Here is a 15,812-nt window from a genome sequence, read left to right on the forward strand (position 1 = left end):
AAATGGCGATGCATTCTGTGGCGTGGGGTGGGATGATAGCGCACTTCACAAGCGCATTCGGAGACATTTGTCCCGATATCGCCTCTGGTTCAGGTATACTAACAGACGTTTTTAACTCTTTTCACCCAGGGGGAACACTTGCAGGGTAAAGCACTCCAGGATTTTGTAATCGACAAAATTGATGACCTGAAAGGTCAAGACATCATCGCCTTAGACGTTCAGGGCAAATCCAGCATCACTGATTGCATGATTATCTGCACCGGTACATCCAGCCGTCACGTTATGTCTATTGCAGACCACGTGGTCCAGGAGTCCCGCACTGCTGGCCTGCTGCCGCTCGGCGTGGAAGGCGAGAATGTCGCTGACTGGATCGTCGTTGACCTCGGCGATGTGATTGTCCACGTGATGCAGGAAGAGAGTCGTCGCCTGTATGAACTGGAAAAACTCTGGAGTTAATGCGTGAAGCTGCAACTTGTCGCTGTGGGTACGAAAATGCCTGACTGGGTACAAACCGGATTTACCGAGTATCTCCGTCGGTTTCCGAAAGATATGCCCTTTGAGCTGATCGAAATCCCGGCAGGAAAGCGCGGCAAGAACGCGGACATTAAACGCATTCTCGACAAAGAGGGTGAGCAGATGCTGGCTGCCGCAGGCAAAAACCGCATCGTCACCCTTGATATCCCAGGTAAACCCTGGGACACGCCGCAGCTGGCGACCGAACTGGAGCGCTGGAAACTGGACGGTCGTGACGTCAGTCTGTTAATTGGCGGGCCGGAAGGTCTCTCTCCTGCCTGTAAAGCGGCAGCGGAACAAAGCTGGTCACTCTCTGCATTAACCCTTCCACACCCTCTTGTTCGGGTTCTGGTCGCGGAGAGTCTGTACAGGGCGTGGAGCATTACCACCAACCATCCTTATCACCGTGAGTGATCATTGATTCTTGAGTAGATTAAGCAGCGGATGAAACTACAGAATTCTTTTCGCGACTATTCGGCTGAGTCCGCGCTGTTTGTGCGCCGGGCGCTGGTCGCTTTTTTGGGGATTTTGCTGCTAACCGGCGTGCTGATCGCCAACCTTTATAATCTGCAAATCGTTCGCTTCACTGATTATCAGACCCGTTCGAACGAAAACCGCATCAAACTGGTGCCTATCGCGCCGAGTCGCGGCATCATTTATGACCGCAACGGAATTCCTCTCGCCCTTAACCGCACCATTTATCAGATAGAAATGATGCCGGAAAAGGTAGACAACATTCAGGATACCCTCGACGCGCTGCGTAACGTCGTAGACCTGACGGACGACGATATTGCTGCCTTTAAAAAAGAGCGCGCCCGTTCACACCGTTTCACCTCAATTCCGGTAAAAACCAACCTGACTGAAGTTCAGGTCGCACGCTTTGCCGTGAATCAATATCGCTTTCCTGGGGTCGAAGTTAAAGGCTATAAACGCCGCTATTACCCATACGGCTCTGCGCTGACCCACGTAATTGGCTACGTATCGAAGATCAACGATAAAGACGTAGACCGCCTGGACAAAGACGGCAAACTGGCTAACTACGCGGCAACGCATGACATCGGCAAGCTGGGTATTGAACGCTATTATGAGGACGTGCTTCACGGCCAAACCGGGTATGAAGAAGTTGAAGTGAACAACCGCGGCCGCGTCATTCGCCAGTTGAAAGAAGTGGCGCCGCAGGCCGGGCACGATATCTATCTCACCCTTGATTTGAAACTCCAGCAGTATATTGAAACGCTGCTGGCGGGCAGTCGTGCCGCCGTGGTAGTTACCGACCCGCGTACCGGTGGCGTTCTGGCGCTGGTATCTATGCCGAGCTACGACCCGAATCTGTTCGTGGATGGTATCTCCAGTAAAGATTACTCCGGGTTGCTCAATGACCCGAACACCCCCTTGGTTAACCGCGCCACACAGGGTGTTTACCCCCCTGCTTCGACGGTTAAACCTTACGTTGCGGTTTCTGCGTTAAGCGCAGGCGTCATCACCCGCAATACCGGCCTGTTCGATCCGGGCTGGTGGCAGCTACCGGGCTCTGAAAAACGTTACCGCGACTGGAAAAAGTGGGGGCACGGCCATCTGAATATCACCCGCTCTCTGGAAGAGTCCGCGGATACGTTTTTCTATCAAATCGCCTATGATATGGGGATTGACCGGCTTTCCGAGTGGATGAGCAAATTTGGCTACGGCAAATATACGGGCATCGATCTTGCCGAAGAGCGCTCCGGCAATATGCCAACCCGCGAGTGGAAGCAAAAACGGTTTAAAAAGCCATGGTATCAGGGTGATACCATTCCCGTCGGCATCGGCCAGGGTTACTGGACAGCAACCCCAATCCAGATGAGTAAAGCGCTGATGATCCTTATCAACGACGGTTTGATAAAAGTCCCGCATCTGCTGATGAGCACGGCAGAAAACGGCAAGCAGGTGCCGTGGGTACAGCCGCACGAACCGCCCGTTGGCGATATTCATTCTGGTTACTGGGAAATCGCGAAAGACGGTATGTACGGTGTTGCGAACCGCCCTAACGGAACTGCGCATAAGTATTTTGCTGGCGCGCCTTACAAAATTGCGGCGAAATCCGGTACCGCGCAGGTCTTTGGCCTGAAAGCTAATGAAACCTATAACGCACATAAGATCGCCGAGCGTTTACGTGACCACAAGCTGATGACGGCCTTCGCCCCCTATGATAAACCCCAGGTCGCTGTCGCCATGATCCTTGAAAACGGCGGTGCGGGTCCGGCGGTGGGTACCATTATGCGCCAGATTCTTGACCATATTATGTTGGGCGACAACAACACCAATCTGCCTGCGGAAAACCCAGCGGTTGCAGCAGCGGAGGACCAATAATCGTGACGGATAATCCGAACAAAAAAACATTCTGGGACAAAATCCACATCGATCCCACAATGTTGCTTATTTTGCTGGCTTTGCTGGTTTACAGCTCACTGGTCATCTGGAGCGCCAGCGGCCAGGATATTGGCATGATGGAGCGCAAAGTCGGCCAGATCGCAATGGGCCTGGTCATCATGGTAGTGATGGCGCAAATTCCCCCCCGGGTGTATGAGGGCTGGGCGCCCTATCTCTATATCTTTTGCATCATTCTGTTGGTGGCGGTAGACGCCTTCGGCGCCATTTCCAAAGGTGCGCAGCGCTGGCTGGATTTGGGTATCGTGCGTTTTCAGCCTTCTGAAATTGCCAAAATCGCCGTGCCGCTGATGGTTGCGCGCTTTATTAACCGTGACGTTTGCCCACCATCGCTAAAAAATACCGCCATTGCGCTGGTGCTGATTTTTATGCCCACGCTGCTGGTCGCCGCCCAACCTGACCTCGGCACTTCAATTCTGGTCGCTCTTTCCGGTCTGTTTGTCTTGTTCCTTTCTGGTTTGAGCTGGCGCTTAATCGGCGTTGCGGTGGTTCTGGTCGCGGCGTTTATCCCGATACTGTGGTTCTTCCTGATGCATGATTACCAGCGTCAGCGCGTCATGATGCTGCTCGACCCGGAAACCGATCCGCTGGGCGCGGGTTATCACATAATTCAGTCTAAAATTGCTATTGGCTCCGGCGGGTTACGCGGCAAAGGCTGGCTGCATGGTACACAATCGCAGCTTGAGTTTTTACCCGAACGCCACACCGACTTTATCTTTGCTGTCTTAGCGGAAGAGCTGGGTCTGGTGGGGATCTTGATTCTGTTGACGCTCTACATTTTGCTGATTATGCGCGGATTATGGATCGCTGCCCGCGCGCAAACCACCTTTGGTCGCGTCATGGCGGGTGGCTTAATGTTGATATTATTCGTTTATGTCTTCGTAAATATTGGTATGGTGAGCGGTATTCTGCCCGTGGTTGGGGTTCCACTCCCACTGGTCAGTTACGGAGGCTCGGCACTTATCGTGCTGATGGCCGGGTTCGGGATTGTTATGTCGATCCACACCCATAGAAAAATGTTGTCGAAAAGCGTGTAAGGGGTACGCAATGCGTAAGCAGTGGCTTGGTATCTGCATCGCAGCAGGAATGCTCGCGGCGTGTTCGAGTGATGATGGTCAGCAACAGGTTGCTGTCGCGCCGCAGCCTGCGGTGTGTAATGGTCCGATTGTTGAAATCAGCGGGGCCGATCCGCGCTTTGAACCCCTGAACCCAACGGCGAATCAGGACTACCAGCGTGATGGTAAAAGCTACAAAATCGTGCAGGATCCCTCCCGCTTTAGCCAGGCCGGACTTGCCGCTATCTATGATGCGGAACCAGGAAGCAACTTAACCGCGTCTGGCGAAGCGTTCGATCCGATGCAGTTGACCGCTGCGCATCCGACGCTGCCAGTCCCCAGCTATGCCAGAATTACCAATCTGGCGAACGGCAGGATGATCGTCGTGCGCATTAACGATCGCGGGCCTTATGGCAACGATCGCGTGATTTCACTTTCGCGCGCCGCAGCCGATCGTCTGAACACCTCCAACAACACTAAAGTGCGTATCGACCCAATCATCGTCGCCCAGGATGGTTCATTGTCCGGACCGGGTATGGCTTGTACCACTGTCGCGAAACAAACTTATGCCTTGCCTGCGCGTCCTGATTTAAGCGGTGGCGGCAATATGGGAAGCATGCCTTCGCCATCGGATGCAGGTCAGCCGCAAGGCGATATTCGTCCGATCAGTAATTCCACGCTGAAAAGCGATGATCCAACCGGTGCGCCAGTAAACAGCAGTGGATTCCTCGGTGCGCCAACCACGCTCGCATCAGGCGTGCTGGAAAGCAGCGAGCCGACTCCGGTGCCGCAATCGACAACCACCGCACCGGTCACGTCAACCGCGCCGGCAGCAACCCCAGCAGCCGTCACAGCTCCTGCGCCTGCGGCAACCGCCAACGGACGCTATGTGGTTCAGGTTGGCGCAGTAAGCGAGCAGTCGCGCGCGCAGCAGTATCAAAAGCGTTTAAGCCAGCAGTTTGGCGTTCCTGGCCGGGTGGTACAAAACGGCGCAGTCTGGCGGATCCAGATGGGGCCGTTTGCCAGCAAAGCTGAAGCCTCCACATTGCAGCAGCGTCTTCAATCCGAGGCGCAATTACAGTCCTTCATCACCGGCGTGTAATAACGTAAATCAGGTATCTGAACTGTCAGTTTCTGTAAATGACATTAACAAAGTCACGCGGAAAGTCAGATGCCTGCCAGTTATGCATTTGCTATAGTAGGGCACTTTTTTTAATTTCATCACGGACGTCGTAGTTCAGACCATGAAGACCACTTTTTCCGCTCGTTTCGTGCAGCGTATGGCGCTCACCGCGGCTCTCTGCGCAGCCTCTCTCTCTGCTGCTCATGCCGATGACCTGAATATTAAAACCATGATCCCGGGTGTTCCGCAGATCGATGCGGAGTCGTATATCCTGATTGATTACAATTCAGGTAAAGTTCTGGCAGAACAGAACGCAGACACTCGCCGCGACCCCGCCAGTCTGACCAAAATGATGACCAGCTACGTCATCGGCCAGGCGATGAAAGCCGGGAAATTCAAAGAAACCGATCTGGTCACCGTCGGCAATGACGCATGGGCTACGGGCAACCCGGTCTTCAAAGGTTCATCGCTGATGTTCCTCAAGCCAGGCATGCAGGTTCCTGTTTCTCAGCTGATCCGTGGTATTAACCTGCAATCCGGAAACGACGCGTGCGTGGCGATGGCAGACTTCGCAGCCGGTAGCCAGGATGCTTTCGTCGGCCTGATGAACAGCTATGTGAATGCGCTGGGCCTGAAAAACACCCACTTCCAGACCGTTCATGGTCTCGATGCTGACGGTCAGTACAGCTCGGCTCGCGACATGGCGATGATTGGTCAGGCTCTGATTCGCGACGTGCCTAACGAATACTCTATCTATAAAGAAAAAGAGTTCACCTTTAACGGCATTCGTCAGTTAAACCGTAACGGCCTGCTGTGGGATAACAGCCTGAATGTCGACGGTATCAAAACCGGTCACACCGATAAGGCTGGCTATAACCTCGTTGCATCCGCAACCGAAGGCCAGATGCGTCTGATCTCCGCCGTTATGGGTGGTCGCACCTATAAAGGCCGAGAAACCGAAAGTAAAAAACTGCTGACCTGGGGCTTCCGTTTCTTCGAAACCGTGAACCCGTTGAAAGTGGGTAAAGAATTTGCCTCAGAACCAGCCTGGTTTGGTAACACCGATCGTGCGTCGTTAGGCGTTGATAAAGACGTCTACCTGACCATTCCGCGCGGCCGCATGAAAGATCTGAAAGCCAGCTATGTGTTGAACACCACTGAACTGCACGCCCCGCTGCAGAAAAACCAGGTTGTCGGCACTATCAACTTCCAGTTGGATGGCAAAACCATTGAACAGCGCCCGCTGGTGGTGCTGCAGGAAATCCCTGAAGGCAACTTCTTTGGGAAAATCATTGATTACATTAAATTAATGTTCCATCACTGGTTTGGCTAAAAATCGAACACTTGAAAGTGTGATTTACGTCCCCATATACTAGGTATCCAGATAACTCCCACGCGCAGTGGGAGTTATTATTTTTTGATGTAACGCCGGAGCTGACATGAAAACCAAACTTAACGAACTGCTTGAATTCCCTACTCCATTTACTTACAAAGTAATGGGGCAGGCGTTGCCTGAGCTGGTTGATCAGGTGGTTGAAGTGGTACAGCGCCATGCGCCAGGTGATTACTCTCCGACGGTAAAACCGAGCAGCAAAGGCAACTACCACTCGGTCTCAATCACCATCACTGCTACACACATTGAGCAGGTTGAAACGTTGTACGAAGAATTAGGCAATATCGATATCGTACGCATGGTGCTGTAAAAACCTGTCGGTTACCCGCTGCATCCCCGCTCGGGTAACCCCTCCCCCCTGTGATATACTTTTCCCCTCTTTAACATTCTCTACGGAGATGCCGTTTTGTATCAGGATAAAATTCTGGTCCGCCAGCTCGGTCTTCAACCTTACGAGCCAGTCTCTCTGGCCATGCATGAATTTACCGATACCCGTGATGAAAACAGTCATGATGAAATCTGGCTGGTAGAGCATTATCCTGTCTTCACCCAGGGTCAGGCAGGTAAAGCTGAGCACGTATTGATGCCGGGAGATATTCCGGTGATCCAGAGCGATCGTGGCGGTCAGGTGACCTACCACGGACCAGGCCAACAGGTTATGTATGTGCTGTTGAACCTGAAGCGTCGTAAACTTGGCGTGCGCGAACTGGTTACGCTGCTGGAGCAAACCGTCGTGAATACCCTTGCGGAAATCGGCATTGACGCCCACCCGCGAGCCGATGCGCCTGGCGTATATGTGGGTGAGAAGAAAATCTGTTCTTTGGGATTACGTATCCGTAAAGGATGTTCATTTCACGGCTTAGCGCTCAACGTGGATATGGACTTGTCACCTTTCCTGCGTATCAATCCTTGCGGTTATGCCGGAATGGAGATGGCGAAAGTATCGCAGTGGGATAGCACAGCCACGACCGAGAGCATTCGCCCCCGCCTGCTGGCCAACATCTTCGCGCTGTTGGGTAACCCACCGCACGAGTACATTGCGGACTGAAAATACGGTCATACTTTGCCACGGCATATGTTGTGGCAAATGGCACAAAACAACAACTATTTTACATTTTGCCAGCCTGTCAGGCTGCTTTCTGGCCCGTTTCAATGATATACTGCGTATCACTAATTCAAAAATAGTTGATAAATGCAACATTCCCTTGAATTGAAACGCTTTCCTTCGTAATTCGCAACTGGAACACGCAAGCTATGAGTAAACCCATTGTGATGGAACGCGGTGTTAAATACCGCGATGCCGATAAGATGGCTCTTATCCCGGTAAAAAATGTGGCAACAGAGCGTGAAGCCCTGCTGCGTAAACCGGAATGGATGAAAATAAAACTGCCAGCTGACTCCACTCGCATCCAGGGCATCAAAGCGGCAATGCGCAAAAATGGCCTGCACTCTGTCTGCGAAGAAGCTTCCTGCCCTAACCTGGCTGAATGTTTCAATCACGGAACAGCAACCTTTATGATCCTCGGCGCAATCTGTACTCGCCGTTGCCCATTCTGTGACGTTGCCCATGGCCGTCCGGTTGCTCCTGACGCCAACGAGCCATTAAAACTGGCTCAGACAATTGCGGACATGGCGCTGCGCTATGTCGTGATTACCTCCGTTGACCGCGACGATCTGCGTGACGGCGGCGCTCAGCACTTTGCTGACTGCATCACCGCGATTCGTGAGAAAAGTCCGTCGATTAAAATCGAAACGCTGGTGCCTGACTTCCGTGGTCGTATGGATCGCGCGCTGGATATCCTCACAGCCACACCGCCGGACGTGTTTAACCACAACCTCGAAAACGTACCGCGTATTTATCGTAATGTACGCCCTGGGGCTGACTACAACTGGTCGCTGAAGCTTCTGGAACGCTTTAAGGAAGCGCACCCGGAGATTCCGACCAAATCGGGTCTGATGGTGGGTCTGGGTGAAACTAATGCTGAAATCATTGAGGTCATGCGCGACCTGCGCAGCCATGGCGTGACCATGCTGACGCTGGGGCAGTATTTACAGCCAAGCCGCCATCACCTCCCGGTTCAACGCTATGTAAGCCCGGATGAGTTCGATGAGATGAAAGCAGAAGCCATGGCTATGGGCTTTACCCACGCTGCTTGCGGTCCATTCGTGCGCTCTTCATACCATGCTGACATGCAGGCCAAAGGGCTGGAAGTGAAGTAATCGTGTAATACTCACTTACATATCAGCAATAAAAAACCGGCAAATCGCCGGTTTTTTTCATGCAGAGTTTGCAGAATTACTCTTTATGAGAAAGCTTCTCAGCCTGAACGCTACCATCAGCCTCTTTCTTGGCATCGGCATTATCGTCGTTCATTGCTTTCTTGAAGCCCTTGATTGCCGTCCCCAGGTCTCCACCCAGAGTACGTAACTTCTTGGTACCAAACAGCAGAACAACCAGTGCGGCAACCACCAGCAGTTTGGTAATACTAATCTCACCCATAGATACCTTCTTGACTTAAACCAGGCTACATAAAGCGCCATATTAACCTGAGAATATTAACGGCCTTTCGACGCGCGCACACAATAGCAATCTGTAACAAGGTGAATCAAGCCTTGTTTAAAAAAACGTCATAATAATTGCGGTGGCGCAAAGCGTCGGTTACTTAACACCGGAAGTTGTGCCCTGACCTGCCTGACCCGCTCGGCGGAAACCTCGGCCATAATGAGCGCGGGCGTTTCAGCCGCCGCCGCAATGGTCACGCCAAAGGGGTCGATGACCCGGCTTTGGCCGATATTCTTGTTACCGCACTCTCCGGCCGCAACCAGATAACACGTGGCATCCAGCGCTCTTGCCGCCAAAAGCGTGGCCCAGTGATGCTCTTTTAACGATCCCCGCACCCAAGCCGCAGGTAAAACGAGAATCTCAGCCCCCTGCAACGCGAGCGCCAGCGCCAGCTCAGGGAAGCGCAGGTCATAGCAGGTCATTAGCCCTACTTTTAATCCGCCTACGTCCAGCAGCGGCGCTATGGCGTCCCCTGCATCGACATTACGTGACTCCTGAATCGAAAAGGCGTCATAGAGATGTAATTTAGCGTAATGGGCCACTACCCGACCAGCCCGTAGCGCCACCAGCATGTTAAATGCCCGGCCTGGCACAGAGGGAACATGAATCGTCAGGATTGTCGTCATCTCATTTTGTGCGCTTTCTCGCAACAAACGCGTCAGAAACCCACCTTCCAAAAGCTGAGCTGATTTCACTGACAGGTCAGGGTCTAAATCGTCACGCGCCAGCAATGCCTCCGGTAATACCAGTAGCGACGCCCCCTCTCCTGCAGCCTGAGATATCAGTAAGGCGCAGGTTTCTGCATTTTTTTCCCATGAAGGTCCCACGGCAAATTGCCCTGCTGCAACGAACATATTCCCTCCAGAAAACTTTGTTAAGCTCGCCAACAACAATTATTCAGCGTTACACTCACCCTCTATACAATCAAATAGCAGGATTACGCAGTGTTACAACTCCTTTTAGCGGTTTTTATCGGTGGTGGCACAGGTAGCGTAGCAAGATGGATGTTGAGTATGCGGTTTAACCCGCTGCATCAGGCCATTCCATTCGGTACGCTGGCTGCAAACTTACTTGGCGCATTTATCATTGGTATGGGTCTGGCATGGTTTAATCGCATGACAAATATTGACCCAATGTGGAAGGTGCTGATTACTACTGGCTTTTGCGGGGGACTGACAACGTTTTCCACTTTCTCTGCTGAGGTAGTGTTTTTACTGCAGGAAGGACGCTTTGGTTGGGCTATGGTGAATGTACTGGTTAATCTGTTGGGATCATTCGCGATGACCGCTCTGGCATTCTGGTTGGTATCTGCCTCTCCCGCACATTGAAGCGAAAAAAACCCGCAATTAAGCGGGTTTTGAATGCTTGCTGTCGTATGCTTACAGAGCGATTACGTTTGCAGCAGAAGGGCCTTTGGCACCGTTAGTGATTTCGAACTCTACACGCTGACCTTCAGCCAGAGTTTTAAAACCATTGGTCTGGATTGCAGAGAAGTGTACGAACACATCTTTGCTGCCATCTTCCGGAGTAATGAAACCGAATCCTTTGGACTCATTAAACCACTTAACGTTACCTTTAATCTTAGACATCAAAATTACCTTTACATGAAAAATAGACACAAATGCTGTGTCGGGTATCAGTACAACAATTGTGGTGCACTTTGTCCAGTCGAACTTTATCAAAAAGTGATAAATGTCGCGTTATTTTTCAGTTAAACTTCCTATCACTATGTTTTTAAAAGACTTTACAATAAACCACCTGACAATACAGGTAGTCCATCAAAACTGGAACCGCATCCACGCAAAGTAGACGTTGCCGTTGTTATACGTTCCAGGAATGTAGGTCATCTGAAACGTTGCCGGACCATAACCAATTGATGCCAGCGGTAACAGCACCGGTACCGGAATGTAGTTCCAGTTATCACGCGCGGTGAAACCGGCGGTAAAGCCGAGACCCGTATGGAAGTTTTCATCAGCCAGCGGTCGCCAGGTTTTTTCCCAGCCATAGCCGCCAATGGGTTCCCATTTATTGTAGGAATCCTTAAACGCCATGATATAAAGTCCGTGCCAGTTACCTTTATCATCCCAACGGGATTGACCAAATCCTGCACCCCACGGCCGTTCATTGTAGCGATCCGTTTTTTCTTTATCGTAGGCAAAACGCGCATGCCAGGTAATAGCAGGTACATACAGATCATAATGTTCCGGCTGCTGCCAGGTTTCACTGACATTATCTTTAAAAGTAGCAAACCAGCCTTTATCTTCAGCAGCAGCCTGGGAAGTGAAAGCTAACTGAATAAAAATAAATGAAAAAATGAGAAAATATCGTTTAGCGAAAATCACAACTTAATTACCATCCTGGGATTTATTATTAATTTTAGCAAACCCAACCTTAATGTCAGCTTAACAAAAATGCGCAAATAAAAAATCAGAATATTCCTCAGCCTATAAGTTATCCCTTTATTTACTGAGCCATTTCATAGGAACTATTTTCTCTTTATTGCCAATAAATTGTGCTTTCCTGCGACGAGAGTTAAATAACATCACAATAAATTAACAATAAGTCATCAATATCACCACAAAACACACACACCAACGCTGCGCTTCACAGTTTTTTATTGTGATATTGTTTTTTTAATCGCGATGCTGAAAAAACGGCTTAGCCATCGCTTGAATCCGTATTTTTATTGATTTCAATCAGCAAGAGTTATCTGTTTATTAGGCACATTCTGTCACCACTTTTTACTTTTTTTAGTTTTTTAACTTTCTGGGCAGCAATGCGACAGGGGAAACAATGTTGACATTTATTGAACTCCTTATTGGGGTTGTGGTTATTGTGGGTGTAGCGCACTACATCATTAAAGGTTATTCCGCGACAGGCGTACTGTTTGTCGGCGGTCTGGTTTTGCTGATTATCAGTGCGTTGATGGGCCATAAAGTTTTGCCGTCTAGCGCAGCAACGACGGGCTATACGGCAACAGACATTGTTGAATATATTAAAATTTTGCTGATGAGCCGTGGCGGCGATCTCGGCATGATGATTATGATGCTGTGTGGTTTTGCCGCCTACATGACGCATATTGGCGCGAATGATATGGTGGTTAAGCTGGCCTCTAAGCCGCTGCAGTATATCAATTCACCTTATCTGCTTATGATTGCCGCCTATTTTGTCGCCTGCCTGATGTCCCTGGCGGTCTCTTCAGCAACCGGTCTGGGCGTATTGCTGATGGCGACATTGTTCCCGATCATGGTTAACGTTGGGATTAGCCGTGGCGCCGCAGCGGCCATTTGCGCCTCCCCAGCCGCTATTATTCTTTCGCCAACATCCGGTGATGTAGTGCTGGCTGCAAAAGCCGCGGAAATGCCGCTGATCGATTTCGCGTTTAAAACCACGTTGCCAATTTCCATTGCCGCCATCATTGCTATGGCGATTGCCCACTTTTTCTGGCAGCGTTATCTGGATAAAAAAGAGAACATTTCTCATGAAATGTTAGATGTGGCTGAAATTACCACTACCGCCCCGTCGTTTTACGCCATCTTGCCATTTACCCCGATCGTTGGCGTCCTGATTTTCGATGGGAAATGGGGCCCACAGCTGCATATCATTACGATTCTGGTGCTGTGCATGCTCATCGCTGCTGTACTGGAGTTCGTACGAGGATTCAACACCCAGAAGGTTTTCTCGGGTCTGGAAGTCGCCTACCGTGGTATGGCGGATGCCTTTGCTAATGTGGTGATGCTGTTAGTCGCGGCGGGCGTTTTTGCCCAGGGTCTGAGCACAATCGGCTTTATTCAGAGTCTGATTTCTATCGCCACCTCGTTTGGCTCCGCGAGCATTATTCTGATGCTGGTACTGGTGATCCTGACTATGCTGGCGGCAATGACCACGGGGTCCGGTAACGCACCTTTCTATGCTTTCGTTGAGATGATCCCGAAACTGGCGCACTCTTCTGGTATTAACCCGGCTTACCTTGCTATCCCGATGCTGCAGGCATCAAACCTTGGACGCACAATCTCTCCGGTCTCCGGTGTGGTTGTCGCTGTCGCAGGGATGGCAAAGATCTCTCCGTTCGAAGTAGTGAAACGTACCTCGGTTCCGGTTCTGGTTGGACTGCTGGTTGTGATTATCGCAACTGAAGTGATGGTGCCGGCGACGTCCGCCCTGATTGGCGGTTAACGATAACTATCAGCATCTGACCTTGATACGCAAAATCATTTAAGCTGCCTCAAAGCGGCAAGTGAAGGCATCCCCAGTACCATAGATAATTATGTGACTGGGGTTTCTTCACGCAGCCCACAAAGAGGCAGCTTCAAGGATGACGTGAATTAGCCGCCGTGATAAATACGCTGCGGCCTCCCCACCTTACCGTGAATAATCTCCGCAATAATCAAATGACGGCTGGCACAGTACTCCAGGTAGCGCCTGGAGGTGGTACGGCTGATAGTGAGCGCCTGGGCGATCGTTTCCGCAGTATGATGTACCGTCGGATCGGCAAATAATTTCAACACCGCATTCAGCGTTAACGCATCAATTCCGGTCGGCAAATCGCCTTTCGGTTCGCCGCGCGCATAAGCATTAAACATTTCATCAATCTGCTTTTGACTGGCGCTGTCATTACCGGCCAACATGCGTCTGCGCTGTTGATAACGCGTCAGCGTCTGTCCCAGGCGCTCGTAGGCAATGGGTTTAACCAGATAATCAAACGCGCCGCTGCGCACGGCCTCGGAGACCGTTTCCATGTCGCTGGCCGCCGTGGTAAACACCACGCCGCCCGGATAACGCGTCTGGGTTAGCTCATGCAACAACGTAATTCCCTTGCCGTCCGGCAAGTAGTTATCGAGCAGAATCAAACCGGGCTTAAAACGCTCAATCATCATCCTCGCTTGCGCAAGATTACCCGCCAGCCAAATCTGGCTGAAACCGGGTATATGGCGGATATATTCAGCATGCATTTCCGCCAGTAGCGTTTCATCCTCAACGATCAATAGCGTTAATGGTTCCGTCATTATTTTTTTTCACTTTCGGAAGAAATAAAGAAAATAAGGTGCCGCAGGGGGAGTTATCTTCGAGTGTAATCACCCCGTTACAGCGCCTCACATAACTTGCAATCAGATACAAACCGATGCCATGTTCACCTGGTTCATCGGTACGGGTGCTCACACCCTGTTCAAATATTTTTTCACGCAATGCTTCCGGTACACCGCATCCCTGATCGGCAACTTCGATGATCACGTCATCCCCTTCATCGCTCAAATAGAGTTCGACGATCTTGTTGCCTTGCTGGGTGCGCAAGCTCGCTTCAAATGCATTATCAAGCAGATTGCCAACAATTGCTGCAAACTCTGTGCTATCCAGCCCCTCGGGGAGTTGATGCAGTTGACTGCCAGGAACGATAGTCATAGTGAGGCCCAGTTCACGCGCACGCTGCACCTTGCCAAACAACAGACCGGCTACCTGACGATCGGCAAACGCGCCGCGCAGGCTGTCAATCAGTTGCTGTTGCGCCTGCGATTCCCCCTGCACCATTGCCAGCACCCGGTCATACTCTTTCATTTGCAGCAGGCCATTAATGGTCGACATCCAGTTAAGGTGTTCATGACGCAGCGTTCTCAGGCTCTCTACATACTGTTTGATCTGCGTTAATTGCGCATTAAGAGTAGCAATTTCATCTTTACTACGAAAACTGATGATTGCCCCAAGCAGTTCATCGCCGGAGCGAATCGCCTCACGGTTAGCGATAACGCTCAGGCCATTAAAGTTCACCATCGCGTCCTGTCGTTTTTCCGCAATCTGCTGGGTGAAAAAGTCAGTCGGCTGAACCACCTCACTAACCGGTTTTCCAAGCCACTTTCGTCCAGGCGAAGACAACCCCAGCATTTTCCTCGCGCTGCGGTTTATTGCGGTGATATACCCATCAGGATCCACGGCGATCAAACCTTCATATACCGAGCTGAATAGCGCTTCCTGCTGACGCACTACCCGCGCAATTTGCTTAGGCTCCATCCCCAACATCTGTCGGCGAATATGGGCGGCAAATAACCAGGAGAGCAGCATAAGTACCAGTAACAGCAGGATAAACACCCCTGCCATTGGGAGTAAAAAGTCCGATCGCCAGCTATCGATTTTACTGATCAGATAGCCAATTGAGACCACGCCAATGATTTTGCCATCGTCATCAAAGATGGGCGTTTTGGCGCGCATCGCCATCCCAATCGACCCTTTGCCGGTAATAAAGTAACTTTCCCCTCTTTCCAGCGCGCCGGGTTTGGTGAACTGCATCGGGTAGCCAATTTTTTCCGGATTTGGGTGGTAAAGGCGGACAGAGTTGGTATCCCCGATCACCACATAGTCGAAGTCAGTCCCGCTCTGCAGTTTGTCGGCAATGGTCGCCAGACGCTTGTAATCACGATGCTTCACCGCCGCGATGATACTGTCGTTAGAGGCGATGATTTTGGCCTGGTTCATCGCCATATCGCGGACATGCGTTGCCAGATAATCTTCAAAACTGGCGGTAAAGTATTGTGCTAACGCGGCGATAATAAAAACAGAAACGACCAAAATAAGCAGAAAGATACGCAATGGAAACGCCAGACTGCGAAAAAAAGGAAACCGTGTTTTATTTTTCTGCTCTGCCATATTTCTTCCTCAGCGACGATACCTGAAACTTATTTCTCATTGTAGTTGTAATAAAAATGTTTTATTTGCAAGTCGCGGTATAAAACAGGATCGTTGCAGATTCCC

Annotated in this window: 17 protein-coding genes; 11 read left to right on the top strand and 6 right to left on the bottom strand. The window is 50.8% G+C overall.

Features of this window, described 5'->3' with window-relative positions:
- The first annotated feature begins 138 nt into the window (after nucleotides 1–138).
- The 9 genes from rsfS (at nucleotide 139) to lipA (ending at nucleotide 8,728) form a co-directional block, all read left to right on the top strand.
- Entirely contained in the window at nucleotides 139–456 is a 318-nt protein-coding gene (rsfS, locus tag GFC06_RS21135; protein WP_003022728.1) for a ribosome silencing factor, read from the top strand.
- Nucleotides 457–459: 3 nt separating this feature from the next.
- Nucleotides 460–927 (top strand): 23S rRNA (pseudouridine(1915)-N(3))-methyltransferase RlmH, encoded by a 468-nt coding sequence (gene rlmH / locus GFC06_RS21140; RefSeq protein WP_003022725.1) that lies wholly within the window; start codon nucleotides 460–462, stop codon nucleotides 925–927.
- Between the two features lie 30 nt (nucleotides 928–957).
- Nucleotides 958–2,859 (top strand): peptidoglycan DD-transpeptidase MrdA, encoded by a 1,902-nt coding sequence (gene mrdA, locus GFC06_RS21145; RefSeq protein WP_016152233.1) that lies wholly within the window; start codon nucleotides 958–960, stop codon nucleotides 2,857–2,859.
- A gap of 2 nt (nucleotides 2,860–2,861) precedes the next feature.
- On the top strand, nucleotides 2,862–3,974 hold the full coding sequence (mrdB, locus tag GFC06_RS21150) for a peptidoglycan glycosyltransferase MrdB (RefSeq protein WP_006685529.1): 1,113 nt from the start codon (nucleotides 2,862–2,864) through the stop codon (nucleotides 3,972–3,974).
- A gap of 10 nt (nucleotides 3,975–3,984) precedes the next feature.
- Nucleotides 3,985–5,094 carry an endolytic peptidoglycan transglycosylase RlpA gene (rlpA, locus tag GFC06_RS21155; protein WP_047359497.1) on the top strand — a complete coding sequence of 370 codons (1,110 nt, stop codon included), beginning with the start codon at nucleotides 3,985–3,987 and terminating at the stop codon, nucleotides 5,092–5,094.
- A gap of 142 nt (nucleotides 5,095–5,236) precedes the next feature.
- Complete coding sequence (gene dacA / locus GFC06_RS21160; protein WP_003022711.1) at nucleotides 5,237–6,448, top strand: D-alanyl-D-alanine carboxypeptidase DacA; 1,212 nt, start codon at nucleotides 5,237–5,239, stop codon at nucleotides 6,446–6,448.
- Nucleotides 6,449–6,554: 106 nt separating this feature from the next.
- A complete protein-coding gene (gene ybeD, locus GFC06_RS21165) occupies nucleotides 6,555–6,818 on the top strand; it encodes a DUF493 family protein YbeD (protein ID WP_003022706.1) in 264 nt (87 codons plus the stop codon).
- A 96-nt stretch (nucleotides 6,819–6,914) separates the two neighbouring features.
- The gene (lipB, locus tag GFC06_RS21170) at nucleotides 6,915–7,556 is read left to right on the top strand and encodes a lipoyl(octanoyl) transferase LipB (RefSeq protein WP_016152231.1); all 642 of its coding nucleotides are present in this window, start codon (nucleotides 6,915–6,917) and stop codon (nucleotides 7,554–7,556) included.
- 206 nt (nucleotides 7,557–7,762) lie between these two features.
- Nucleotides 7,763–8,728 carry a lipoyl synthase gene (gene lipA / locus GFC06_RS21175; protein WP_003022702.1) on the top strand — a complete coding sequence of 322 codons (966 nt, stop codon included), beginning with the start codon at nucleotides 7,763–7,765 and terminating at the stop codon, nucleotides 8,726–8,728.
- Between the two features lie 76 nt (nucleotides 8,729–8,804).
- Here lipA and tatE read toward each other — a convergent pair whose 3' ends face one another.
- Complete coding sequence (gene tatE, locus GFC06_RS21180; RefSeq protein WP_016152230.1) at nucleotides 8,805–9,008, bottom strand: twin-arginine translocase subunit TatE; 204 nt, start codon at nucleotides 9,006–9,008, stop codon at nucleotides 8,805–8,807.
- A gap of 128 nt (nucleotides 9,009–9,136) precedes the next feature.
- The gene (locus GFC06_RS21185) at nucleotides 9,137–9,925 is read right to left on the bottom strand and encodes a deaminated glutathione amidase (RefSeq protein ID WP_153690622.1); all 789 of its coding nucleotides are present in this window, start codon (nucleotides 9,923–9,925) and stop codon (nucleotides 9,137–9,139) included.
- Nucleotides 9,926–10,015: 90 nt separating this feature from the next.
- On the opposite strand from GFC06_RS21185, the gene crcB reads away from it, so the two are divergent.
- Nucleotides 10,016–10,399, top strand: coding sequence for a fluoride efflux transporter CrcB (gene crcB / locus GFC06_RS21190; RefSeq protein WP_003831281.1), 384 nt, complete (start codon nucleotides 10,016–10,018; stop codon nucleotides 10,397–10,399).
- Between the two features lie 51 nt (nucleotides 10,400–10,450).
- On the opposite strand, the gene cspE is transcribed toward crcB, so the two are convergent.
- Both cspE and pagP read right to left on the bottom strand, forming a co-directional pair.
- Nucleotides 10,451–10,660: a transcription antiterminator/RNA stability regulator CspE gene (gene cspE, locus GFC06_RS21195; RefSeq protein WP_000034825.1), complete on the bottom strand. Its 210-nt coding sequence runs from the start codon at nucleotides 10,658–10,660 to the stop codon at nucleotides 10,451–10,453.
- Between the two features lie 189 nt (nucleotides 10,661–10,849).
- Entirely contained in the window at nucleotides 10,850–11,413 is a 564-nt protein-coding gene (pagP, locus tag GFC06_RS21200; protein ID WP_016155963.1) for a lipid IV(A) palmitoyltransferase PagP, read from the bottom strand.
- Nucleotides 11,414–11,864: 451 nt separating this feature from the next.
- On the opposite strand from pagP, the gene dcuC reads away from it, so the two are divergent.
- Entirely contained in the window at nucleotides 11,865–13,247 is a 1,383-nt protein-coding gene (gene dcuC / locus GFC06_RS21205; RefSeq protein WP_153690623.1) for an anaerobic C4-dicarboxylate transporter DcuC, read from the top strand.
- Nucleotides 13,248–13,396: 149 nt separating this feature from the next.
- Here the strand turns inward: dcuC and dpiA are convergent, their stop codons facing one another.
- The gene (dpiA, locus tag GFC06_RS21210) at nucleotides 13,397–14,077 is read right to left on the bottom strand and encodes a two-component response regulator DpiA (RefSeq protein WP_016152226.1); all 681 of its coding nucleotides are present in this window, start codon (nucleotides 14,075–14,077) and stop codon (nucleotides 13,397–13,399) included.
- A complete protein-coding gene (dpiB, locus tag GFC06_RS21215) occupies nucleotides 14,046–15,707 on the bottom strand; it encodes a sensor histidine kinase DpiB (RefSeq protein WP_046274583.1) in 1,662 nt (553 codons plus the stop codon). The genes dpiA and dpiB overlap by 32 nt, the downstream gene beginning before the upstream one ends.
- Nucleotides 15,708–15,812: the final 105 nt, after the last annotated feature.

Source organism: Citrobacter braakii, assembly GCF_009648935.1.
GTDB classification, from domain to species: Bacteria; Pseudomonadota; Gammaproteobacteria; order Enterobacterales; family Enterobacteriaceae; genus Citrobacter; species Citrobacter braakii.